This is a genomic window from Paenibacillus radicis (ex Gao et al. 2016), from assembly GCF_014641555.1.
Classification (GTDB): domain Bacteria; phylum Bacillota; class Bacilli; order Paenibacillales; family Paenibacillaceae; genus Pristimantibacillus; species Pristimantibacillus radicis.
This window is the reverse complement of the sequence record NZ_BMHY01000012.1, coordinates 82,989-106,521: the sequence shown is the minus strand read 5'-3', so window position 1 is coordinate 106,521 and position 23,533 is coordinate 82,989. Positions and strand designations below refer to the sequence as shown.

19 protein-coding genes are annotated in these 23,533 nt (G+C 47.8%); 2 read left to right on the top strand and 17 right to left on the bottom strand.

Going from position 1 to position 23,533, the window contains the following annotated elements; all coding sequences use genetic code 11:
• Nucleotides 1–42: 42 nt before the first annotated feature.
• The 11 genes from IEX98_RS23615 to IEX98_RS23565 form a co-directional block, all read right to left on the bottom strand.
• The gene (locus tag IEX98_RS23615) at nucleotides 43–516 is read right to left on the bottom strand and encodes a MarR family winged helix-turn-helix transcriptional regulator (protein ID WP_229692359.1); all 474 of its coding nucleotides are present in this window, start codon (nucleotides 514–516) and stop codon (nucleotides 43–45) included.
• A gap of 123 nt (nucleotides 517–639) precedes the next feature.
• On the bottom strand, nucleotides 640–1,581 hold the full coding sequence (locus IEX98_RS23610; RefSeq protein ID WP_229692357.1) for an urease accessory protein UreD: 942 nt from the start codon (nucleotides 1,579–1,581) through the stop codon (nucleotides 640–642).
• Nucleotides 1,508–2,221 (bottom strand): urease accessory protein UreG, encoded by a 714-nt coding sequence (gene ureG / locus IEX98_RS23605; RefSeq protein ID WP_188892128.1) that lies wholly within the window; start codon nucleotides 2,219–2,221, stop codon nucleotides 1,508–1,510. The genes IEX98_RS23610 and ureG overlap by 74 nt, the downstream gene beginning before the upstream one ends.
• 56 nt (nucleotides 2,222–2,277) lie before the next feature.
• On the bottom strand, nucleotides 2,278–2,961 hold the full coding sequence (locus IEX98_RS23600) for an urease accessory protein UreF (RefSeq protein WP_229692356.1): 684 nt from the start codon (nucleotides 2,959–2,961) through the stop codon (nucleotides 2,278–2,280).
• A gap of 18 nt (nucleotides 2,962–2,979) precedes the next feature.
• Nucleotides 2,980–4,695: an urease subunit alpha gene (ureC, locus tag IEX98_RS23595; protein WP_188892126.1), complete on the bottom strand. Its 1,716-nt coding sequence runs from the start codon at nucleotides 4,693–4,695 to the stop codon at nucleotides 2,980–2,982.
• Nucleotides 4,692–5,060 carry an urease subunit beta gene (ureB, locus tag IEX98_RS23590; RefSeq protein ID WP_188892124.1) on the bottom strand — a complete coding sequence of 123 codons (369 nt, stop codon included), beginning with the start codon at nucleotides 5,058–5,060 and terminating at the stop codon, nucleotides 4,692–4,694. The genes ureC and ureB overlap by 4 nt, the downstream gene beginning before the upstream one ends.
• Nucleotides 5,061–5,085: 25 nt before the next feature.
• A complete protein-coding gene (locus IEX98_RS23585) occupies nucleotides 5,086–5,391 on the bottom strand; it encodes an urease subunit gamma (protein WP_188892122.1) in 306 nt (101 codons plus the stop codon).
• Nucleotides 5,392–5,602: 211 nt separating this feature from the next.
• Nucleotides 5,603–7,522 carry a LamG-like jellyroll fold domain-containing protein gene (locus tag IEX98_RS23580; RefSeq protein ID WP_188892120.1) on the bottom strand — a complete coding sequence of 640 codons (1,920 nt, stop codon included), beginning with the start codon at nucleotides 7,520–7,522 and terminating at the stop codon, nucleotides 5,603–5,605.
• Nucleotides 7,523–7,769: 247 nt separating this feature from the next.
• A complete protein-coding gene (locus IEX98_RS23575) occupies nucleotides 7,770–8,678 on the bottom strand; it encodes a D-alanyl-D-alanine carboxypeptidase family protein (RefSeq protein ID WP_229692355.1) in 909 nt (302 codons plus the stop codon).
• Nucleotides 8,679–8,905: 227 nt separating this feature from the next.
• Nucleotides 8,906–9,994: a sensor histidine kinase gene (locus tag IEX98_RS23570; protein WP_229692354.1), complete on the bottom strand. Its 1,089-nt coding sequence runs from the start codon at nucleotides 9,992–9,994 to the stop codon at nucleotides 8,906–8,908.
• A complete protein-coding gene (locus IEX98_RS23565) occupies nucleotides 9,984–10,682 on the bottom strand; it encodes a response regulator transcription factor (protein WP_188892118.1) in 699 nt (232 codons plus the stop codon). Before IEX98_RS23565 ends, IEX98_RS23570 begins: the two co-directional genes overlap by 11 nt.
• A 226-nt stretch (nucleotides 10,683–10,908) precedes the next feature.
• Between IEX98_RS23565 and ilvD the strand changes: the two genes are divergently transcribed.
• Entirely contained in the window at nucleotides 10,909–12,594 is a 1,686-nt protein-coding gene (gene ilvD / locus IEX98_RS23560; RefSeq protein ID WP_229692353.1) for a dihydroxy-acid dehydratase, read from the top strand.
• A 65-nt stretch (nucleotides 12,595–12,659) separates the two neighbouring features.
• Here ilvD and IEX98_RS23555 read toward each other — a convergent pair whose 3' ends face one another.
• The 4 genes from IEX98_RS23555 to IEX98_RS23540 form a co-directional block, all read right to left on the bottom strand.
• Nucleotides 12,660–13,985: a sensor histidine kinase gene (locus IEX98_RS23555; RefSeq protein WP_188892116.1), complete on the bottom strand. Its 1,326-nt coding sequence runs from the start codon at nucleotides 13,983–13,985 to the stop codon at nucleotides 12,660–12,662.
• Entirely contained in the window at nucleotides 13,960–14,658 is a 699-nt protein-coding gene (locus IEX98_RS23550) for a response regulator transcription factor (protein ID WP_188892114.1), read from the bottom strand. Before IEX98_RS23550 ends, IEX98_RS23555 begins: the two co-directional genes overlap by 26 nt.
• Nucleotides 14,651–15,610: a phosphatidylinositol-specific phospholipase C/glycerophosphodiester phosphodiesterase family protein gene (locus tag IEX98_RS23545; protein WP_188892112.1), complete on the bottom strand. Its 960-nt coding sequence runs from the start codon at nucleotides 15,608–15,610 to the stop codon at nucleotides 14,651–14,653. Before IEX98_RS23545 ends, IEX98_RS23550 begins: the two co-directional genes overlap by 8 nt.
• 763 nt (nucleotides 15,611–16,373) lie before the next feature.
• Nucleotides 16,374–17,780 carry a polysaccharide deacetylase family protein gene (locus IEX98_RS23540; protein ID WP_188892110.1) on the bottom strand — a complete coding sequence of 469 codons (1,407 nt, stop codon included), beginning with the start codon at nucleotides 17,778–17,780 and terminating at the stop codon, nucleotides 16,374–16,376.
• Nucleotides 17,781–17,960: 180 nt separating this feature from the next.
• Between IEX98_RS23540 and ytvI the strand changes: the two genes are divergently transcribed.
• A complete protein-coding gene (ytvI, locus tag IEX98_RS23535; protein WP_188892109.1) occupies nucleotides 17,961–19,097 on the top strand; it encodes a sporulation integral membrane protein YtvI in 1,137 nt (378 codons plus the stop codon).
• 20 nt (nucleotides 19,098–19,117) lie between these two features.
• Here ytvI and IEX98_RS23530 read toward each other — a convergent pair whose 3' ends face one another.
• The gene (locus tag IEX98_RS23530; RefSeq protein ID WP_188892107.1) at nucleotides 19,118–20,980 is read right to left on the bottom strand and encodes a peptidoglycan D,D-transpeptidase FtsI family protein; all 1,863 of its coding nucleotides are present in this window, start codon (nucleotides 20,978–20,980) and stop codon (nucleotides 19,118–19,120) included.
• A gap of 117 nt (nucleotides 20,981–21,097) precedes the next feature.
• Nucleotides 21,098–23,251 carry a methyl-accepting chemotaxis protein gene (locus IEX98_RS23525; RefSeq protein ID WP_188892173.1) on the bottom strand — a complete coding sequence of 718 codons (2,154 nt, stop codon included), beginning with the start codon at nucleotides 23,249–23,251 and terminating at the stop codon, nucleotides 21,098–21,100.
• Between the last annotated feature and the right edge of the window lie 282 nt (nucleotides 23,252–23,533).

Sequence of the window (23,533 nt, the reverse complement as noted above, 5' to 3'; positions counted from 1 at the left end):
GGAAAAGCTCTTTTTTCTATCCTCATTAAGAGGTTAAACTCTTTATTCCGATTCTCTTTTCGCTTCCAAATTACGCGACATCTTCTGAAACATTTTCGTCGCGAGCTCCATCTCTTCCGCTTCGAACCCGTCGTACAGCTCGTTCATAATCCGTTGGCGCATTTCATGAATAAATCCGACCAGCTTCCGGCCTTCGTCTGTAATTTCTAGCAGCACGATACGGCGGTCCTGATCACTTCTTGCACGATCGATATAACCATGTTCAATCAGCCGGTCGGCAATGCCCGTCACAGCCCCGCTCGTAATCCGAAGCAATTCAGCCATAGCCGACGCCTTTTGCGGACCAAGCTCATCGAGCAGTAGCACCATTTTCCCTTCGGTCATGCCAAGCCCGTGAACATTAAACCGGTTATATTCCGCATTAATCAGCCGCCGGAGCAGCCGGAACGCATCATCCATCTCTATAAGCTTCTCTTGCTTTTCACGCAATCGCTCATCCATCGCATTCCCTCGCATCACCTTTAATTCTCTTCATAATACCGTTTTTTCCGCGCAGAGCCAAGCTTTGACCGCTATTTCAGCCAAAAAACTATAAAAAAAACGGCTCCTTCCGCAACGGCGAAAAGAGTCGTCCTTCCATTAGCTCTTCAAAAAAGATAGCGGCGGCTTGCCCAGCAGCGACATTCGTGCCGCCTGCCAGAGCAGCCTCATCGTTTGCTGCAGCGGCCAAGCGGCAGTTGACGCTGCTGATACGGCAATGCCATGACGATACGTCAACGTCGCCCCGGCCAGCACGGTATGCTGCTGAAAGGGAGGCAAATGGTCCAACACCGTCTGCAGCACCTCCAGCAAGGTACCGTTAACGCGATCCGAGAACAAATAAAAGGTCGCCCAGTGCGTTTGTCCTTCCCAGCATCCTGAAGCAGAGAGCATCTGTTCCTCGGGTTTCACCCGCTGCCTTTGCACAAAGATAAGCTCCTCACCATAATAGACAGTCAACGAATTGCGAAGCTCCCGGTACCGGAATACTTCGTTGCGAAGCGTCCTCCCCGGACATAACACATCCGCCTGCATCCAGACCGCCCCGGGCGCGAGCGTCACCCGCGTTTCATTGTCAAGTCTCGCTGATTGATAGAGCATAATCGGCTCCGGCATATGCTCGATAACAGCATCCTCATCAAGAACGAAGCTTTGCAGCATCGAGGAGCCGCCTTCTTCCTCGCTGGGATGAACCTTCGTATAGGATTGATTGGTGATGAACGTATAAGTACTTGCGCAAGCCCGCCAATCGAACTCATACCGGTCGCCGTTCAATAAGCCAGGCGACACATCCATAACGATAACACCCAGTTGGCCTTCGAGTGGAAAAGCTTTGGCGATTTTAATAGGAGCCGTATGATACTTGTCGGTCACAAACGTACCTGCCCCTCCATTTGCAAAGGATGCGCGCAGTACAGAGGTTTGCGTCTGTAAGCTGTTATGTGAAGGAAACACTTGGCTTGCCATCTTAATGCGAATGCGGTGCTGTGCCCAATTGAATGATATGCGAATGCGCCTCGCCGCGGGCATGGGCAAGCTCATGCTCCAGCCAGCCTACAATCTCATCGACACCATCGCCGCCATGCATATTGGAGAAGACAAAAGGCTTATTCCCACGCATCTGCTTGGAGTCGGCATCCATCACTTCAAGGCTGGCGCCAACAAATGGAGCCAAATCGATTTTGTTGATAATAAGCAAGTCTGAACGCATAATACCAGGTCCGCCTTTGCGCGGTATTTTCTCGCCTTGGGCCACGTCTATAATGTAAATGAACAGATCGACCAGCTCTGGGCTGAACGCCGCAGCCAGGTTGTCGCCGCCGCTTTCGATGAAAATCAGATCCAAACCGTCAAAGCGGCGCTCCAGCTCTTCGATTGCTTCGAAATTCATCGACGCGTCCTCCCGAATGGCCGTATGCGGGCAGCCGCCCGTCTCGACGCCTATAATCCGCTCCTCTGGCAGCACGCCAGTGTTGACCAGAATACGGGCATCTTCCTTCGTATAAATATCATTAGTAATAACGGCAAGGCTGTACTTGCCGCTAAGCTCACGCGACATCCGCTCGACCAGCGCCGTTTTCCCCGATCCTACAGGACCGCCAATACCGACCCGAATCGGACGTGAGCCGTCAAAATTCGGTTTCTCCCATTGTTGATGCGAATGTCCTTGTCCCTCACACATTGCAATCCCTCCATTAATGGTTTCAATTGGTATTCAAGATTCAAGACTCCCGATGTTCAAGACATGAACAAACGAGAATACAATCGCTCATGACGGATCATGCCGAGCTCCGCCATCGGCATATTGGCGTAAGCCTCTTCCGGCTCCATACGGAGCGAGAGGGCAGCCGCCTCTGCAGTAAGCTTCGAAAGGCTCGCAATAAGCGCCTGCCCTTCCGTCTGACCCATCGACATGAGACGCAAGGCGCTGTTCACGCAGGTGACGATACAGGTATACAAATAACCTTGAATGGCTTGTTCTTCAGAAAGCCCAAATTGCAAGCAAGCATAGCCGTGAACGAGCGGATGCGTCGCTAGACATTCGCCGCTGCGCAGCCCTTGCGTTAATGGTGACCAGTGAAGCTGCGGATGGATCGAAACGGCAAGCTGCAGCAGCCTGCGGCCCATCTTTTCCACGCCGCTCCTCGTCTCCGCCGATACCCGCTGTACATGGACGAATCGCTCCACCGCCCATAACGCTTTCCAGTCTCCAACAGGAACATCCCGATATACGGCCCGGATCACCATCGCATCGGATGTCGCCCAGCTTTGCATCAGCATCGCCGAAGCATAATCATAGAGCTTCGCTGTCGTCTCCATCCGGCCTTCCTGCACAAGCGTCTCCAAGCCAAAGGAATGGGAGAATCCGCCAATCGGCAAGGCGGAGTCGAGAAGCTGCTGCATCGCCAGCCAAGGAATCATCTCATCATGCCGCCTTCCTTAGAACAAGAAATAACGCTGCGCCATCGGCAGTACAGCCGATGGCTCGCAAGTGACATGCTCGCCGTCGACCGTTACTTTGTAGGTTTCCGGATCAACTTCGAGCTTAGGGGTAGCATCATTATGAATCATATCTTTCTTCGTCACGCTGCGGCAGCCGCGAACGGGCTCAATCCGTTTCTGAAGGCCCAGTTCGCCAGCTATGCCGAGGTCATACGCCGCTTGCGACACGAAGGTAATAGAGCTGCTGTGCACCAGCTTGCCGTATGCGGCAAACATCGGACGGCCGAATACAGGCTGCGGCGTTGGAATCGATGCGTTGGGATCTCCCATTTGCGCATAGGCGATGCTGCCGCCCTTTAAGACTAGATCCGGCTTAACGCCGAAAAACATCGGATGCCAAATAACAAGATCGGCGAATTTGCCCGCTTCGATCGATCCAACCAAATGCGAGACACCGTGCGTAATAGCCGGATTAATCGTGTATTTGGCGATATACCGTTTAATTCGGAAGTTATCGCTTTCCGTATCATCAGGTGCAAGCGGCCCGCGCTGCTTTTTCATTTTATCCGCGGTTTGCCAAGTTCGGATGACGACCTCACCCACACGGCCCATCGCTTGTGAGTCAGAGCTGATCATGCTGAATACACCCATATCATGTAAAATATCTTCGGCAGCAATCGTCTCCGGCCGAATACGGGAATCAGCAAAGGCTACATCCTCGGGAATCCGGCTGTCCAAGTGATGGCAAACCATCAGCATATCGAGATGCTCTTCTATCGTATTAATGGTGAACGGACGCGTCGGGTTAGTCGATGAAGGCAACACGTTGAGCTCGCCAGCCGCCACAATAATATCTGGCGCATGACCGCCGCCTGCTCCTTCAGTATGATAAGTATGTATGGTCCGACCGCCGATTGCAGCCAGCGTATCTTCTATAAAACCAGCTTCATTCAAAGTATCGGAATGGATGGCGACTTGGATGTCATATTGATCAGCGGCTCGCAGACAAGCGTCAATCGCAGCTGGGGTTGTCCCCCAATCCTCATGAAGCTTCAAGCCAATGGCACCCGCTTTGATTTGCTCGATAAGCGGCTCGGTGAACGAAGCATTTCCTTTGCCCGTAAAACCAATGTTCATCGGAAACTGCTCTGCAGCCTCCAACATCCGCCGCATATGCCAAGCGCCGGGTGTTACTGTAGTAGCGTTCGTCCCCGTTGCCGGCCCCGTTCCGCCGCCAATCATCGTCGTAACGCCAGAGGATAATGCCGTCTCAATCTGCTGGGGGCATATAAAGTGAATATGCGAATCGATGCCTCCGGCGGTCACGATTTTCCCCTCGCCTGCAATAACCTCCGTGCTGGCTCCAACGATCATATTCGGCGATACGCCATCCATAATATCCGGATTGCCGGCTTTGCCGATGCCGACGATGACGCCATTTTTCAAGCCGATATCGGCTTTAACGATACCCCAATGATCAATAATAATGGCATTCGTAATGAGTGTATCCAGGACGCCTTCATCCCGAATCGCTCCGCTGGATTGTCCCATGCCGTCGCGAATGACTTTCCCCCCGCCAAACTTGCACTCATCGCCATATACGGTATAGTCGTGCTCAATTCGAGCCCACAGCTCCGTATCCGCCAATCGTATCGCGTCGCCAACCGTCGGCCCGAACATGGCTGCATAGCTCTGCCGATCCATTTCGCTCATGTTCGTTCCCCTTCCCAGGCCGTCAATCTTGCGCGCACCTCATCCGGCATGGCTCCGGATTCCGCTTTGCCTTGAGTCAAACCGTTTAAACCATAGCTCAGCTTCGAACCGCCCAATTCCACCAGTGATACCGGCTTCTCTTCACCTGGCTCGAAACGAACCGCAGTTCCCGCCGGGATATGGAGCCGCATGCCAAAGGCCGCTTCGCGATCAAACTTCAAAGCCCGGTTGACTTCAAAAAAATGAAAATGCGAGCCGACCTGCACAGGGCGGTCGCCTGTATTCACAACGATGCATGCAATCGTCCGTCGTCCGGCATTCAACGTAATATGACCTGCCGCCGTCCGGTATTGTCCCGGTATCATAGCAACATCCTCCCTCGACCCTCGGTTATTGCGCGATCGGATGGTGAACCGTTACAAGCTTCGTGCCATCCGGGAATGTCGCCTCCACTTGAACTTCATGAATCATCTCCGGTATGCCCGGCATTACCTGATCCCGGCGCAGCACCCGCGTACCGTAAGTCATAAGCTCGGCAACAGTCAGACCGTCACGCGCGCCCTCCATTAATTCAGAGGTAATAAGTGCGATGCTTTCCGGGTAGTTTAGCTTCACTCCGCGATTCAGGCGACGTTTGGCCAAGTCGGCTGCAATCGTAATAAGCAGTTTCTCCTTCTCGCGTTCCGTCAACTGCATAAGTTCACCTCTTTGCCTATAATAGTTCCATTATAGACAGCCTATTTAAGGAAGTAAATGGATTTGTGTAAGATTATATAACATTATCTTGATGAACGTAGTTGAACACCCCTTTAGACCGGCCTATGTAACATACTCTTTACATCATTAATCATTCCAACAAAAAAACAACTCATCAAAAAATGACAAGTTGTTTAACAATAAGAATAAATCAATTATTTAATGTGGATTTTAAATCAAACTGAGTATTTCTAACATTCCATTCACCAATTAATCCATTTTCTGAAGATTTAAGCGTCTTATATCTATTGTTTTGAATTTGTTCAGGGGTTAATGCAATATTCCATATACGTAAATTAGCTAACTTTCCGGAAAATTGATAATAATCTTTATCTGCACCTTCGTAACCACCAAAATTTACTGTATTTGTTACATTTGCTGTTCCGTTATTGACCCCATATCGCCATTTTAGTTCTTGTTTAACCCCATCTATATATAACTCGTTATTTAAAGGACCAAGAGTTCCATTATAAAAAATTGCCGTTACATGGGCCCATCTATTTTTCAAAGAAGCCGAAGGTACACTTAATACATCACCATTAAATGTATTGAATCCAAAATATCCATTTATAAAATAGAGATTATAACCAGGATTCCATCCAAACGGTACAACCATTTCCTTCCCATCCCAATTCATCCAAAACTCCACTGTGTTTTTACTGCCTGGTGCCCCATTTGCTAATATATTTCGATAGCTATTCGTTTTTGTACCATCGTAATTGTAAAATACTTCAGGGCTGTCACTTAATCGCCATTCACCAATAAGTCCATCCTCTTGTGGCAAGATGGTACGAAATGGGTATGCTTTTATCTGTTCCTTTGTTAATCCATAATTCCAAATACGTAAATTAGCAATTGTCCCATGAAATTGATAATACTCTTTATCTACTCCAACGTACCCTCCAACATTTGCTTTATCAGTAACTAACGCCTCTGCTTTCTTTGTCCCTGCTAACCATTTCAATTCTTGCTTCTCACCGTCTATATATAATTCATTGTATACAGGATCTAATTTTCCATTATAAAATACTGCAGTGATATGTACCCATTTATTCTTTAAATCAGTTGAAGAAACTCCTAATATTTCTCCACTAAAAGTATTGAACCCAAAATACCCATCTAAAAAATATAAATTGTACCCTGGATTCCATGCAAACGGCATCTCAACCTCCTTGCCGTCCCATTTCATCCAAAATTCAACTGTGTTTTTCCCACCTACCGCTCTATTGGTGGGTAAATTAGATAATTTCGTGACATTGTTACCTGTATAAGTAAGTGACATATTTGGTGTATCCCACACATACCATTCGCCAATTGGCTGAACCTCACTTCTTTTAACAGGTTTGTACATGTGTTCCTGAATTTGAGCTTGTGTTCTTTTCCCATTCCAGATCCTTACATTAGCCAACTTTCCCTTAAAAAGATATCGATTTATATTGTCAGCACCTACATATCCGCCAACGTTTGCGAAATTAGTAATATTACCTGTCCCATTCCCCTTAGTCGTCATCCATTTCAAATCCTGTTTAATTCCATCAAGATAAAGTTCACAGTTTTCCAAACTGCCATTATAAAAAACAGCATTAACATGCACCCATTTATCTTTTAGTAAATTAGAAGGCACGCCAAAAATATCACCGTTAAAAACACTGAATCCGAAGGATCCATATGCAAAATAAAGACTATATCCCGGGTTCCACGCAAATGGCATGACAACTTCTGTTCCATCCCACATCATCCAAAACTCTACTGTATTCATTCCATTCACATCTTTATTCACATTCAAATTTGGCAATTGAATTACCTTGTCACCATTAATTAACAGGCTCTGTTTTGGTTCCATTTCCAGTATTCGCTTAGAGATTGTATTCCCATTATTGTCATAGCTATTACTTAAGAATTTCCCATTTCTAAGATGTATATATTCCAAAAATCCATTATCATTATAAATATATTTATCTCCTGTTTTTATAGATTTTGATGTTTCTGCCCAGGCGCTAGGTACAGAAATAACAATGAACATACAAATTAACACCGTACTAAATAAGAATATCAGCTTCTTTGAAAACATTTGAACACTCCTTACTATTTTTCATAGATCATTTCTAAAAACTTGAATGTTAGAGTTTATTTTAAACCAATATTATAAAATATTTAACCCTTTATTTTCCCAAAAAAATAACGAAATTAAAAAGCCGCAATGAGAAAAATTTTCTCCAGCAGCTGATTATAATAACTATTATTAAATTGCTAATTAACTTTGAAATAAAGATTCAAATCTCCTCACACCGATATTGTTCTTCTCACTCCATTTTCTGTTATAAAAACCCGTACTCCAATAGCTTTTGCGTCTCCTCGAACCGGGCGTCCGCTGTGCCTGCCCCCATGACAACCGTAATAAGCCGTTTGCCGTCAACCTTTGCCGTACCGGTAAAACAATAGCCAGCCCGCTCCGTATAGCCGGTTTTCAAGCCGTCATTGCCCGGATAAGCGAAAGGCTTGCCTGAGAGCATCATATTCGTCGTCTGAAGTCTGGCATCGGAGCTGGTCAGCTTTACGCTGTCTCTAGCTGTTACCTCCAGCACCTCCGGATATTTGCCGATCAAATAGTAAGCGAGCTTGGCTGTATCCTTGGCTGTCAGTTCCGTCTCTTGCGAAGCGGACGCTTCCGGGAAAGCAGCTAAATCCGTCATGCTTAATCCCGTCGAGTTGCCGAATACCGCTTTATCGGACAATCCGATCTGTTTACTCCTTTTGTTCATGAGCTGAACAAATTCCTTCTCCGAACCGCCGATATGCTCCGCTAGCGCAATTGCAGCATCATTCGCGGAATGAATAGTCGTCGCTTCGAACAGCTCCCTGACTGTCCAGCTCTCGCCAGGGCCGAATCCGATCTGTGCACCCGGCGCTTCCGCAGCGTACCGGCTCGTCTTGACCGTATCGCCCCATTTTAGAAGCCCATCGTTCACGTAATCGAGAACGAGCAGCTCCGTCATCATTTTCGACATGCTGGCAGGCGGCAGCGCAGCATTTGCATTTTTTTCGTAGACGATCTTGCCTGTTTCCGCATCTAACAATATGGCAGCCTCTGCGGCGATATTCAGTGATTTTTTCGACTGTACCGGATTGCTATACCATTCGGAGCCGGCCAGACCAAATACCGTAATCCCCGCTAATAATAAAAATAAACCTGCTGCTTTCCGATTCATTTTCGTAGCTCTGTTCATAAAAAAATCCCCTCTCTATGCCGTTTCTTCTTCTCCTATTGTAGGAGGGGCATTTTAAGGGGGATGTAACAAAATCATAATTAAAACTTAAAATTGTCTTAAACTAGGGTGCGTCTGAGAACTCTGAGGGCAGCAAATTTTGCCGAATTTTCGTTCCATGCAAGGCGCGTTTGTGAAGGCGTACCCGGGGGTACGTCAAGCAAACGGAACGAGTTTTCAGACACGCCCTAATCCAGCGCAGGCAGCTTTACTCTAAAAGTCGTCACCGATGACTCGCTCGTCACGCTAATCTCGCCGCCATGTTTTTCGACAATGCCTTTGGCAATAGCGAGGCCAAGCCCTGAACCGCCCGACTTCTCCGTCCTCGACTTATCCACCCGGTAAAACCGGTCGAATAAATGAGGAAGATCCGCCGCCGATATCGTCTCTCCGTAGTTCGTCACCTCGACCAAAGCCCAACCTGCCGCTTTTCTGAGCCGAATTTCCAATCGTCGCCCTTCCTTGCCGTAAGCAATCGCATTGGAAAGCAAGTTCTCGAACACGCGTACCAGCTTGCCCGGGTCACCCGAAATAGTTACCTCTTTATCGTCGCCATACAGCTTTCCTTCCATCTCAGCCTGCTGCAGCTCCGGTAAAAACTGAACGAGCAGCTGGCCCAGCATCTCCTTCAGGCTCATCGTCACCTGCTGGAGCGGAATCGCATCATGGCGCATGCGCGTGTATTCGAACAAATCATTGATCAAGACATGCAGCCGCTGGGACTTCTCGTAAGCGATTTGCACGTAATGACGCAGCTCCACCTCATCACGATAACGATCCTGCTCCACCAGACCAAGGTAACCGAGAACCGAGGTAAGCGGCGTTCGCAAATCATGGGAGACGTTCGTAATCAGCTCGTTTTTCGTCTGCTCCGCGCGCCTCTCATCGTCCAAAGAGTTTTTAAGACGCTCTACCAGCACATTCATGTCCTTGGCTAAGTTGCCGAATATGCTTCTAGGCGCTACCCGGATCACATCGTCGAAATGACCTTCGGAAATATAACGGACGGAGTGCCCAATTTGCTCAAGATTGCGGTAGGACCGCCATTGGAAAAAACAGAAAAAAGCGAGTATGAGGAGAATGCCCCCTACATACGTCGTTTCCTGTATTCCTAAAATATTAGCAAATCGAAGAATTAACCTGCGTAAACTAGAGCCCCGAGTCAAAATTTCAGAACCAGCCACTAAAAAAATCATGCTAATGACACCAAGAATAATGCTGATCGCCAGATGCATCAGCGTCCGCCATACCATCCGCAGTGCGATTCTATCCTTCAATTTTATAGCCAACTCCCCATACGGTTACAATGAGCTTGTCCCCGAGCTCCTGCTCCAGCTTATCCCGCAGCTTGCTGATATGGACCATAACCGTGTTATTGGATTCGAAGTATTTCTCTTTCCACACCTGCTGGAAAATTTCCTCCGCACTATACACTCTCCCGGGATTGCTCGCAAGCAAATAGAGGATACCAAACTCCGTTGAGGTTAAGCTCAGCGCTCTCCCTTCAACCGCAGCGGTGTAACTCGCTTTATCAATCGTCAGCGCTCCCAGGACAAGCCCTCCCCTCTCCTGACTTTGTACAGTTGTTACCGGATTATATTGGTAGGAGCGTCTAATTAACGAACGGACACGGGCGATCAGCTCCAAGGGGTTAAAAGGTTTAATCATATAGTCATCGGCGCCAGTCATCAGCCCCATAATTTTGTCCATATCTTCGGCTTTGGCACTAACCATTAGAATCGGAACCGCATGATCCCGTCTTAGTCTGCGGCATACTTCCAAACCGTCCATCTTCGGCATCATAATGTCGAGAATGACCAAATCGAACGCAGCCTTGCCATAGGCCTCAAGCGCTTGCTCGCCGTCAAACGCAATTTCCGTCTCATAGCCTTCATTGCGCAAATAAATTTCGATCAGCTCCGCAATCTCCCGCTCATCGTCTACAATTAATACCCGCCTGCTCATCGTGCTTGTCCTCCTGTTCGCAATTCCTTGCTGGTTTTACTATACAGGATAGTATTGCCCGCCGTCCTCCATAGTTGGAATTATTCAGAAATATTATGACAAATTTCAATCTTTCTTAAGGTTTATCCGGCTCTGGAAACACTCTGGAAACCGTTCACATCGCTAGCCAACGGTTGTCCATTGTGATAAACTGAGGGGTATCGACATTTATATGGGAGGGTCTCACATGGCGCCAAAAAAAATGCGTTCCGACATGATTACTAAAGGTTTCGACCGCGCACCTCACCGCAGTCTTTTGCGTGCTGCAGGCGTAAAGGAAGAAGATTTCGGCAAACCGTTTATCGCGGTCTGCAACTCTTATATTGATATTGTTCCAGGTCACGTCCATCTTCAAGAATTCGGCAAGCTCGTAAAAGAAGCGATTCGCGAAGCTGGCGGCGTACCTTTCGAATTCAACACAATCGGCGTCGACGACGGCATCGCAATGGGCCATATCGGCATGCGTTATTCACTTGCAAGCCGCGAAATTATTGCGGATTCGGTTGAGACAGTCGTTAACGCGCACTGGTTCGACGGCATGGTATGTATTCCAAACTGTGACAAAATTACACCGGGCATGATCATGGGCGCGCTTCGCGTCAACATTCCGACCATTATGGTCAGCGGCGGCCCAATGAAAGCTGGACGTACGAAAGACGGACGCGCAATCTCGCTTACGTCGGTATTCGAAGGCGTTGGCGCACACATGGCCGGCAAAATCGACGACCAATCACTGCTTGAGCTTGAACAATACGGCTGTCCGACTTGCGGCTCCTGTTCTGGCATGTTCACCGCCAACTCGATGAACTGCCTTGCAGAAGGACTTGGCCTTGCGCTGCCAGGCAACGGCACGATTCTGGCTGTATCGCCGGAACGCAGAGAGTTCGTTAAACAATCGGCTCGTCAATTGATGAAGCTGATCGAGCTTGACCTGAAGCCACGCGACATCGTGAAAAAAGAATCGATCGACAACGCTTTTGCTCTTGATATGGCTATGGGCGGATCGACAAATACCGTTCTTCATACGCTTGCTATCGCTCATGAAGCAGGTATCGAATATCCGATCGAACGCATTAACGAAGTAGCTGAGCGCGTGCCGCATTTGGCTAAAATCGCTCCAGCATCCGATTATCATATTGAAGACGTTCATAATGCAGGCGGCGTAAGTGCAATCATTAATGAATTGTTCAAAAAAGAAGGCGCTTTGAATGGCGATATGATGACCGTAACGGGTAAAACGCTTCGCGAGAACGTTGCCGGCTGCGAAATTCTCGATAAGGATGTTCTCCATCCGATCGACGATCCGCACAGCGAACGCGGCGGTCTGGCTGTTCTCTTCGGCAACCTGGCTCCACGCGGCTCCATCATTAAAGTCGGCGCTGTCGACAAAGAAGTGGGCGGCTACCATAAAGGTCCTGCTATCTGCTTCGACTCGCAAGACGATGCACTTGCCGGTATCGCTACTGGCAAAGTAAAAGAAGGACATGTTGTCGTTATCCGCTATGAAGGACCAAAAGGCGGCCCTGGCATGCCTGAGATGCTGGCTCCAACTTCGCAAATCGTCGGTATGGGCCTTGGCACGAAGGTTGGTCTCGTAACGGACGGCCGTTTCTCCGGCGCATCCCGCGGCATCAGCATCGGTCACGTATCGCCTGAAGCAGCTGAAGGCGGCCCAATCGCTTTCGTACAAGACGGCGACATCATCGAGCTGGACATGAACAACCGTGCGATGAACCTTCTCATCAGCGACGAAGAGTTCGAGAAACGCCGCGCCGCATGGCCTGGCTTCGAACCAAAAATCAAACGCGGCTACCTTGCGCGTTACTCGCATCTCGTAACGAACGCCAGCACTGGCGGCGTTATGAAAATGTAGTTTGGTCAAATTAAAGAGAAACCCGCGTTTTTCAAAAAGCCGGGTTTCTCTTTTTGTTTATAACATTAAATGAAACGCTGCTTGGGTAAATGTACAATAACGTTAAATTGATCACCGTGGACCTCGACTCTGATTTCTCCCCCATGCAGTTCAACGATGCTTTTTACAATGGCCAGCCCTAGTCCGGAGCCTTCGGTCCGACGGGATTCATCTGCTCTTTTGAAGCGCTCAAACAGCTCCTCTGCAGCAAAATCAATCTCATAGACAGCTGTGTTTTGTATTTTGAATAATACCTGATCATCCGATTCGTCCAAATAAATGTAGATTCGGGTTCCAGGAAGCGAATATTTCTGCGCATTGCCAATTAAATTCTCGAATACACGCCAAATTTTATTGCCGTCCAATTGCGCATGAATCGGGAATTTCGCGATTCTCTCCCGAATGACGAGCGAAGCTTGTCCCATATTGGTGTTGGACTCGGCAATCGCCTGTGTCAATAAAGTTGCAACATCGATATACTCAATATCCAGTTCTACTGTGCCGCTGGCCATTTTTGAAATATCGAACAGGTCTTCAATCAGCAGCTTCAGCCGGTACGCCTTGCGGTCGAGGGTTTCAATATAAGCTCGGGCTGTCTCCGGAGAGAGATCTTCTTTTTTCAAAAAATCGACGTAGTTGATAATAGAAGTTAGCGGGGTCTTCAAATCATGCGATACGTTCGTAATCAACTCTGTCTTTAACCGCTCGCTCTTCATTTGGTTTTCCAGCGCGCTTTGATACCCGGCTTTCATATTGTTAATATAGCCAGCAAGCTGGGATAGCGCATCGTTGCCGGTATCCTGAATCGTATTGTTAATATTCCCTTCAGAAATTTCTCGGCTTCCGTTGAGAATGACAATGAAACGTCTAAGCTTGGAAAGTCCATAGGGAACAACGAACAGCACATACAGCAGTTCGTAAAGAACGAGCCAGCTCTGTTCATACCAGGAATAGGTTGTGGCTATAAGCCAAGCACAAATTCCGGCTATTGCAGTGAGCAAGAATAGGATGATGAGGGCTAGCGTTATCCTTCTGTTTTGCAGACTGGTTCTACTGCCGGTTCTCCAAAGATGAAAGTAAGGGATCAGTACGCTGCCGTGCCAGAAGGAACGCTCATTAAAGGGCTTTTTCATATAAAGAAATAGTCTGCCTGCCAGCAAGCCAAGAATAATAAACGCAAGCAGTTTCTGAATGAAGCTTGAAATTGAAAACCCCAAACCCAAACTCAGTCCTGGCACGTATAAATACATGTCTGCCAGCACAACGCTCCATAATATAACGGCGACAATTAGAACGAGAAGGTCGATTCGAGCCTCCCGGTCTATTTTACTTCTTCTCAATTTTGTATCCAATTCCCCATACCACCTTTAAATATTTTGGGTCTTTGGGATTGATCTCAATTTTTTCGCGAATATTTCTCACATGTACGGCAACCGTATTCTCTGAAGCAAAGATCGGTTCATTCCACACGCGCTCATAAATCTCTTCAATCGAGAAAACTCTGCCCTTGTTCTCCATCAGCAGCTCCAAAATTTTGTATTCCTTCGGGGTCAGTCTGACGTCCTCCCCATCTACCTCAACAATTTTTGAGCTTTTGTTCAGCACGAGTCCTCTTACTTGAATAATCTCTTCATCACTCGACTGGAAGGAGCCTAAATTCGTAAATCGGCGCAGCTGAGAACGGACTCTAGCGACTAACTCCAGAGGATTGAATGGCTTCGTTATATAATCATCGGCTCCAACATTGAGACCCAAAATCTTGTCGCCATCTTCCGACTTGGCGGAAAGCATAATGATCGGTATATTTTTATTTTCACGAATTTTAAAGGTCGTCTTGATTCCATCAAGCTGCGGCATCATGACGTCCATGAGAATGAGATGAATGGTTTCCTGTTCAAGGATCTGGAGTGCCTCGAGCCCGTTGGAGGCTGTAAATACATCCACTTCATCACTTTTCAAATAAATAACGAGCGCTTCTCGAATTTCCGGTTCATCGTCTACAACAAGAATATTATTTTTAGCCATTATTTCTCACCTTCATTACGATATTGCTTATACTTGCCAATCGGGAACTAATGTATCCTGAAATGCCTAAACGGTCGGGGGAGGCTACTGCAACCATCAGTTCCTCCGGTGTTTTTTCCTGATCCGTGTAAAATCCATGTACTCCGAGGCTGTTCAACAGTTGCATAGCCGATCTGCTGTTGACGGTGTGAACATAGCTTTTTACTCCAAGCTTATTTAGTTCTGGAACTAAATTAGGATTGATAAACACACGATATTCAGGCATAGCGACGGCTGTCAGATGCTTGTCTCTTGCAAACTCCACAATACTTTTGGCGGAGGCGCCGGTTTTGTAAAGGGAATACATCTTGTTCGGAAAGGGATAGATTCCCATTACCATGTCATACATTTCCGGGCTGAAAATTTCAGGTATCATCCGGTTGAGCAGTGCAGGATCCGTACGGCGCGCCTCATTGACTAAATGCGTAAACTGCTGCTGAATTTGCTCTTTACTGCCTGCCTTTGTATCCAAGACTAGATTAAAATCACGATATTGCTGCATTAGCTGCAAGATATCCGGCAGTGTAAGCGGATGGAATTTGCCCATTATTAGCGAGTTTGCAAACTGAAGCTTTGTTACGTCTCGCCCGCGATGAGCAGCCAAATCCGGCTGCAGCCTGTGCGACCAATCATGTCTGGCTACAAGCTCCCCATCCGTCGTTTGAACAAGATCAACTTCGAACAAACGATACCCTCTAGTGTAATTGGTTATAAATGCCTCATAAGAATTTGTATAGCTAGCGCCTTCGACTCCGCCAAGTGCATGTGCAATAAGTCTATTATTCTCCCAGGCGCTGGTGCCGGCTGCAGAAACCTGCTGGTGCTGACCCTCTGACCAAACAAGTCCCCAGCTGAACCAGATCATTCCTGCCGTCATGGCGATTACTATGCTTAACATGATTGTCTTCTTCATTTGATTTGCTCCTTTGTTGTCCCGATGAGAGACATACTACAGGACGCAAATGAAGAAGGGCTGGTACAAAAACGAAAGAATTTATGAAGTTTGTATACCTAATCTCTTCCGTACCACGCCTTTCCCGTTGCACGGTGCGGTTTCTATATCCCCATAAGCCTCATAAATTTCTTCACAACTGATGCTGTCAACTCGCGGCTTCGATGCTTTCGAGGCTGTTTAGACAGCACAAAATGTAAAAGTGCATGTTGATTACCCTCAAAATGGCCCAAAACAGCTATCAAAATGTAAAAGTGCATTTGAAACCGCTCCATTTGGCCGTTCCAAAGCTTTTTAGACTGATCAACCTGCACATTTGCATTTTGAAGCCATAAATCGTCGAAAAACCGGCCAACAGCCTGCACTTTTACATTTTGAATAGTCAACGTACTGAAAGATAAGTTTAATTACTTAAATTTCTGCTGTTGGACTTTAATTAGTATACAAGAATGGCAGCATGAACCGAAACGCGCAGCGAACCCGGAAGCTAGTACAAGGACTTCGTTGCAAAATCAGGGGGAGCGGAGCGTTTCGAGTTCAGGCTGACTTTTTGAAGATTCTATCCATTTATCATGCGAACGCGATGAGACAAAGGAATCAAGAACGGCAGCATGAACCGAAACGCGCAGCGAACCCGGGGCTTGTAGCGACCACAGACCTGTGCACAAAGAAAAAGACCTGCCAAGAAGCGGATAAAACACCGCCGTGCAGGTCTAGTCTGCTATTAAATGACCGAAGTGCTTCCACCGACATGAGCAGGGTCTTCCGCGACAGCTGCCTGAATCGTTCGTTCTACGGCGTCGGAGAGGCTTCTCGCGCCTTCATGCACGAGTGCTGTCCCTCTAGTCGCATAGGTCATCATATGATTAATCGGCATGAGCAGCATATGCGGATCGATAGCGCTTCTCCGCTCGCTGGCACGTTCATTGCTCTGCTTTTTAGTCAGCACCCTCATTAATACGCGTAAGTAGATGCGTGTCGAGCGGGCGAATAGCCCGTCCGGCAGCCGGAAAATATGGAACCCTAACCGGTCGGCACCGCGATGTATCATCGTAACGCCGTATACGGCTCTGACGTTCTCTGCTTCCGGATCTTCCGCCAATTGATCGGCCAGCATAGGAAGTGCATGCTCGACTTCTCTCAACATCTTAATGCCGGTAACGACCGGCGACTTGGAGTTGGCAGCGATAGACGAGAGCATGCGGTTGTCAAAATGCAGCTCGACGATTTTATCACCTTTTTCCAACGTGCCGTTGCCGCCAAGCACTACAGATTGACCGCTATATTTTTTGATTCGATAATGAAAGGCGGGGTTTTTCTCCCCTACCTGCTTCAAACGGAAAACAAAATGAAAAGCCCGTTCGTACTGCAGCCACATGGAAATCAGCGAGCGTTTCCACCAAGACTGCTGCTTCTTGCCTTTGGATTCTTCCGTAAGCTTAATCATCGTATCCACACCAACGAACCGATAGCCTCGTTTCGTCCCTTCCTGCAGGTAAGCTTCCAGCGCAAGAAGCATATTGGCTGGAGCAGTAGGATCGGCCCCCGGCGTTCTGCCGCAATCATGCAATAAAATAACTTCACCCGGGCGCAGCTTTTTCATCATTTTAGACTTGAGCTTCTCAGCACCCAGCTTCGCGTTCCAATCTCCGAATAATGCGGACCATAACACGATTTGATAATGTCCCAGCCTTGCAAAATCGAATACGTTTACGATTCCCCAAGGCGGCCGATAATAGCCGGAACGGATACCCGTTGCCTCACGTATAACATCACAAGTAAGGCCAATTTGCTTGCGCACTGTTTTGGGCCGCATAAGCCAATTCGACTTATGAACATAATTATGAATGCCGATAATATGGCCTTCCTCTTTCATCCGACGGAGCAGCTCAGGCTGTCCTTCTGCATGGGAGCCAACGACGAAAAACGTTGCTTTCGCATCGAATTTCGCAAGCAGATCCAGCAGCTTCGGCGTATATTCGGGATCTGGACCGTCATCGAATGTGAGCGCGATTTCCCGCTCTACATGACCTTTTTTGAAAACACGAAACCCGAAAGTACGACTAATGAATGCAGGGAGGAAAGCATAGAACGTCAAGAAGTAAAGTGCCCCAAGCAGCAAATTCTCCATATTATTCCCCACCGTTTATTAATTTTTAAAGCTCGCGGTTATTGCACCCACGTTAATCACAGATAAGTTTAATTGTAACATACTGTGTTTGAAAATAGGCATTAAAATAGGCAGTCGTTTAAAAATTATAGTACAATCATTATGGAAATATGAATCCACTAAACCAAAGGAGTTAAGCTCATGCTGCCATTTTACAAGAAATATTGGCGAACTGCATTTGACATCGCGCTAATTGCATTGACAGTCTACCTTACGATGCTGACATTTAGTTATTTGTACAAAATCGCAACCCCTATTTTTTTCTCGTTCATTATTTATATGTGCATCGAGCCGCTTGCGAAGCGACTTAATAAAATTGGCATTAAAAAATCGATTGCCTCCGGCATCTCCATTCTTTTATTTTCCATCGTCGCGTTGGCCGCTTTTTCCGGACTGGCCTATGTCATAATGGATCAAACGAAAGATTTCATTGAGTACAAGCTTCCTGAATATCAGAGAATACTGGAAAATCAAATCGCCAGCAATACCGGTCTTTTGCAAGGGCGAATTGAAGCATTGCCACAGGACTGGGTAGTCAAAATTACGGAATACATAAGCAGCGCTACCGAAAAACTGCCGAAGCTCATTCAAACGGTGTTCATGAGTCTTTACGGCTACGTTACCTCCTTCTCCACCTTTTTATTCAATCTGATCATCGGCGTTGTTCTCGCTTATTTCCTTAGCATTGAAATTAAAATGTGGAAAAAAACAGCGAATGAAAAAACGCCAAACACGTTCAAAAAAGCATTTTTCTTTCTTAGAGAAAATGTATTCAAAGGCATTGCCGGATATATTAAAGCTCAGGCTAAAATGATCAGCATAACATTTATTGTTATTTTCGTATCCTTGCTTCTGCTTGGCGTCAATAATGCGCTAATGATATCTGTCATCGCCGCGATTTTCGATATTTTGCCGCTTCTCGGTGTCGGTACGATCTTTATTCCTTGGATCATTTATTTATTCATTGTGGGACAAACTTCATTGGCCATTTGGGTTTCCGTGCTGTTCTTGGTTGTTGTACTAGCCCGTCAAATTCTTGAGCCGAAAATAACAGGCGATACACTTGGCGTCTCTGCCTTCACGATGCTTGCCTTCATGATTATTTCGCTCAAGCTGTTTGGCATCGCAGGCGTTATTTTATCGCCGATTCTGATCATTTTAATTAAAGCCCTTTATGACCAAGGCTTCTTCCATCGTTGGATTCGAACGCCGCAGGATGAATTCGACCTGGTATCTCCCGTACCGGAGCCGCCTCCAGGTCCAAAGCCAACTGAGTAAGACGGCTTAACTATCATCGGCTATACGTTCTTTTCATGCTCCGACTCAATCTTGGCGATTAGGTCCATAACGCCGCGGAAAAGCTTGGTCGCCTCATTTGAGCTTCCCGGCGGCCGATATTTCGAGAGCACCGCAACAGCATAACGCGGCGACTTCGCCGGTCCGTAGCCTGTGAACCACTGGTGAACGCTTGGCGCACCAACTCGCAGCACATCGGCCGTGCCGGATTTCCCGGCCACGGTCCAAATTCCTTGGCGGATCGATTGACCGGTGCCATGGTCAACGACCGCCTCCATTCCGCGAAGCAGCACGCGTGCGGTAGCCGGGTGAATCCGGCCGGCACCCCCATCGTCTGCCCGCTTCGCGGCAAGCTTCGCCATCCGCTGGCCGTTGGCATAGCGGATCTCACTCACAAGGCGCGGCTCTAGCACGCGCCCTCCATTCAATAGCGTGACGACTAAGTTCGCCGCCTGAAGCGGCGTCATTAATACGTCACGCTGTCCAATAGCGCTTTGCGCCATAACGCCTCCGTCGATGACGAGGCGTTTTTGTTCGCCGTCCGCAGTGCTGCGGCGAACGAACAGCTGCCCGGCTTCTTCCTCGCCGAGCAGACGAAGCGGCTCGCGGAATGGCCCAAACGGCTTTTCCGCATGCCAGCCCACTTGCCGCGCAATGCCTAGCGCGGCCGCTGTATGCTCGAATTGCTCCGCGCTTAAACGCTCAGCAATCGTTGCGAAGGCGATATTGCATGATTGGGCCAAGCCCTCACGGAGTGTCAGATGGCCGTGCCCGCCTTTTTTCCAGCAGCTAAGGCCGTATTTGCCATATTCACCGTTGCAGGTGAATTTCTCATTTTCCCATGCTACTCCTGCTTCCAGCGCCGCAGCCTCCGTCACTAGCTTGAAGACCGAGCCTGGAGGAACGGCAATAAGCGCATGATTAATCAGTGCCTTGCTGTTCTCCTCGCTTAAGCGCTCCGTCGACTTCATAGCAGGTCTAGATACCATCGCCACAATATCGGCGCTTTGTGCATCCAGCACTACGATTGCCCCTTCTTTGAGCCCTTGCGCATCCGCATAAGCTTCAATCCGATTCTGCAATTCCAGATCAAGCGTCGTATCGACTTGCAGCGGATAATAGCTATTGCCAGGCTCCGTCACGCGCAAATCCAACCCTTTAAGCGGCTGAAAGCGGCTGTCCATAAAATAAGATACCGAAGTAGCTCCAATCCCCCGGATTAATTTATCCAGAGACTTTTCCAGACCGGAGCCGCCTACTTGATCCGTCAGCTTACGCTTGCCGCTCGCCAGCTCCTGCGGATATGCAGTCTCCAGCCATTCAGGATGCTGGCTTGTATAGCCAATCGCTTGCTTCGGAAAATGTCCTTCGATATATCGGTTTCGGTACGGCAGTGCTTTAATACCTTGCAGCTTGAGCTGGGATAACTGCTGCACTTGCTGCTCAGTTAAGCGGAGCGGATTCCCTTTGCCATCGGTATGCCTCCAAAAAGCAGGCTCACGCAGCCTGTCCCACCTTGCGCTCAATTCCGCTACGGAGACATCCAGCAGTTTCGCAAGCTTCTGCAGCTCCGGTTCAGCTCCTCGTGAGCTTGCGACGATCGGGAACAGAGCCAACGTCGTATACGTCTCCCCGGTTATAGCTTCGCCGCTGCGATCGAGAAAGTCACCTCTCCCCGTATCCAGCACCAAGCTCCGCTGCCGCTGGACGACAGACATACGCTTCCAATTCCCCCTTGCTGCTGCAGCAGCTGCAGCAGACACATGCTGCGGGCCTGGCGCAAGTTGAATCCAAGCCAATCGAATGATATATAGTCCCATCACCATTGTAAGCAGTATTGCCACTATTGCCGCACGCCGAGCCATCGCTGCATCCTCCGCTTCTATCCTGCATCATGCTTATAAATGCAGTATCGCCTTGTCTGCACATAAAAAAACCGTCCAACCAACTGGCTGGACGGCTGTAATCATATAAGGGCTCTTTTAATCGATTTTAAATTTCGCAAGCGAATCTTTCAGTTGGCGGGATACGCTGTCCAGACGCTCGGACAAGTTAACCAAGCCATTACTAATGCTAAGCTGTTCTGTACTTAGAGACGCCACTTCTTCCGATGTAGCCGACGACTGCTGGGCAACGGCGCTGACATTCGTCATCGCTTCGCTAAGTACGGATTGCGATTGATCCAGCATACCGATCGATCCGGTGACGGAATCAAGCTTTTGAACAAATTGCCCCATCTGGCTCTGTACAGTCAAGAAGATTTGGTTTGCTTCCTTAACAGAACCGATCTGTTCTTGGAACAAAGGATACGCTTCGGACAGCACTTGAACAGTTTCCTCGATTTCGCCGCTGATTCTTTCAGTAATCTGAGCCACGATATCGATCGATTGACGCGATTGATCAGCTAGCTTGCGAATCTCGTCTGCAACCACCATGAAGCCTTTGCCAGCCGCACCTGCGCGGGCCGCTTCAATCGTAGCATTGAGAGAAAGAATATTCGTCTGTTTCGTCAAGTTGTTCAGCACGTCGAGAATTTTTACAATGGAGCCTGTACTTTCTTTCAGACTGTCAACCTTCTCGACCATCGAACGGGTCATTTCCTCTGTCATTCCGGTTTTCTCAATGAGAACGCCCATATAAGCCGTACCTTGCTGACTGGCTTTCTCCACATCTCCAGCGGATTCCACCATTTCTCCGTTCGCGTCCATTACAGTGCGCATTTGCATATTGATGTTGCCGGTGAGGTCGCTTCCTCTTTCGGCCTCAACAGCAAGGCTGCTTGCACCGTTCGCAATTTCCTCCGTTGCAACCGAAATCTCTCTTGCAGATATAGCGGTCTTTTTCGACGCATCGGTTAGTTCACTTGCCGTAGCAAGAACCTCTTCCGCCGACAGTGTCGTTTGCTTCGCGAGTGCTGTAATTTGAGTCATCATTTTATTAAAGCTCTCACCGAGCTGGCCAATCTCGTCTTGACGTTTCTTAAACGCGGAACGAACGGTCAGATTGCCTCTTTCCCCTTCGTTCATCAGATTTCGCAGCTGAACTAACGGAATTGCAATCGTACGGATCACGAGCAAGCCAATCGCGATAGCGAGTAATGCAGCAAGTCCGACGGTGATCCAAGTCATTTTATTAATAATTGCAGCATCTTTGACGAGTTCTTTCACTGGGATCGTCCCGACCAGCTTCCAATTCATCGATTTAAATTGTGCGTAAGCAGCCAGTACATCTTCTCCTGACGTTGACTTCAATTTCAACGAGTCATTTTCCGTCTCAGGCAACTTAATATTTTGCGGTTTGCCGATCAAGCTGGCATCGCTGTTTGCAATATAATTGTTGTTCTCATCTACAATCGAGATTTGGCTGCCTTCGCCAAGCTGAATATCCCGATACTGCTCTTGAATACGGTCGAGGCTGATTTCAAGCAAAATCATATAGCGGGCTTTGCTCAAGTTGCTGTCATTCATTAGACGCCCTAAGCCAATTGTCGCCTGCTTGTCGCCTGTACCGAAGCCGCCGGGCTGCGTCTCAACCCAATACGTTCTTCCTTTCTGCTCTTGTATCGCTTTGAACCATTCACTGTCGACCATAGCTTCCGCAGCTGAAGCGCTTGCACTTCCTGCTGTTACAAGTTTTACCTTCGGATCTACCGGGAATAAATATACGCCTAGAATCGCGTCATTGCCCATTACGTAATTTTGCAGCTTATCCCCAAGCTCCTTAACGCCTTCAAACGTCGTGTAATCATCCTTGCTGTCCGCTATTTTTTCGGCAAGCTTATGGAAATCCTTGTCGATCAAAATTTGCATCGAGATGTCTTCGTACGTTTTGAAAATCGTATTTAAATTATCAGTTGCTTGAACGATCGTCTGATAACTCGCTTCTGACACCTTGCGTTCTACAATTTTCTTCGATTGCGAGTAGGCCAATTGTCCCACGGCAAGTACGCACGCGATGATGCTGATAAAAATAATGAAAAACAGCTTCATCCCTACCGATTTTACAGGACTCGTCAGCTTTGTCTCCTTCAGTGCGTTGAGACTGGACTTGGCAAGGCTTGCCCCCTTGTCCCCTAATGTTTGCGCTTTCAAACTGCTGGTAGAAGTCGTATTTTTTTCTTTGTTCTTCTTCCCCATATTTTTCAATGGAAGACACCGCCTTTGTACGATTGTCGTTGTGTGCAATTGATGATAGAGACCTCATTTGCGGTTAGTTCTTTCACCCTATTATGTATGGTTATATAACCCTATTATTTTATATCGGTCAACAATTGTCAATTCATAATATGTAACGCAGCATGTAATCCTGAAATTCGACAGTATTTATAAAAAAAGAGAGGTTTTCACCTCTCTCATTGCTTTATGCGCTTCATTTGAAGGGGTTACTACGCGTAATGTGTCGGAATTGATGAATGTGTT

Bases quoted from the DNA above. Each gene is read 5' to 3' on its own strand.
- IEX98_RS23615 (WP_229692359.1), bottom strand. From the start codon at position 516: ATGCGAGGGAATGCGATGGATGAGCGATTGCGTGAAAAGCAAGAGAAG.
- IEX98_RS23610 (WP_229692357.1), bottom strand. From the start codon at position 1,581: ATGAGCTTGCCCATGCCCGCGGCGAGGCGCATTCGCATATCATTCAAT.
- ureG (WP_188892128.1), bottom strand. From the start codon at position 2,221: ATGTGTGAGGGACAAGGACATTCGCATCAACAATGGGAGAAACCGAAT.
- IEX98_RS23600 (WP_229692356.1), bottom strand. From the start codon at position 2,961: ATGATTCCTTGGCTGGCGATGCAGCAGCTTCTCGACTCCGCCTTGCCG.
- ureC (WP_188892126.1), bottom strand. From the start codon at position 4,695: ATGAGCGAAATGGATCGGCAGAGCTATGCAGCCATGTTCGGGCCGACG.
- ureB (WP_188892124.1), bottom strand. From the start codon at position 5,060: ATGATACCGGGACAATACCGGACGGCGGCAGGTCATATTACGTTGAAT.
- IEX98_RS23585 (WP_188892122.1), bottom strand. From the start codon at position 5,391: ATGCAGTTGACGGAACGCGAGAAGGAGAAACTGCTTATTACGATTGCA.
- IEX98_RS23580 (WP_188892120.1), bottom strand. From the start codon at position 7,522: ATGTTTTCAAAGAAGCTGATATTCTTATTTAGTACGGTGTTAATTTGT.
- IEX98_RS23575 (WP_229692355.1), bottom strand. From the start codon at position 8,678: ATGAACAGAGCTACGAAAATGAATCGGAAAGCAGCAGGTTTATTTTTA.
- IEX98_RS23565 (WP_188892118.1), bottom strand. From the start codon at position 10,682: ATGAGCAGGCGGGTATTAATTGTAGACGATGAGCGGGAGATTGCGGAG.
- ilvD (WP_229692353.1), top strand. From the start codon at position 10,909: ATGGCGCCAAAAAAAATGCGTTCCGACATGATTACTAAAGGTTTCGAC.
- IEX98_RS23550 (WP_188892114.1), bottom strand. From the start codon at position 14,658: ATGGCTAAAAATAATATTCTTGTTGTAGACGATGAACCGGAAATTCGA.
- IEX98_RS23545 (WP_188892112.1), bottom strand. From the start codon at position 15,610: ATGAAGAAGACAATCATGTTAAGCATAGTAATCGCCATGACGGCAGGA.
- IEX98_RS23540 (WP_188892110.1), bottom strand. From the start codon at position 17,780: ATGGAGAATTTGCTGCTTGGGGCACTTTACTTCTTGACGTTCTATGCT.
- ytvI (WP_188892109.1), top strand. From the start codon at position 17,961: ATGCTGCCATTTTACAAGAAATATTGGCGAACTGCATTTGACATCGCG.
- IEX98_RS23530 (WP_188892107.1), bottom strand. From the start codon at position 20,980: ATGGCTCGGCGTGCGGCAATAGTGGCAATACTGCTTACAATGGTGATG.
- IEX98_RS23525 (WP_188892173.1), bottom strand. From the start codon at position 23,251: ATGGGGAAGAAGAACAAAGAAAAAAATACGACTTCTACCAGCAGTTTG.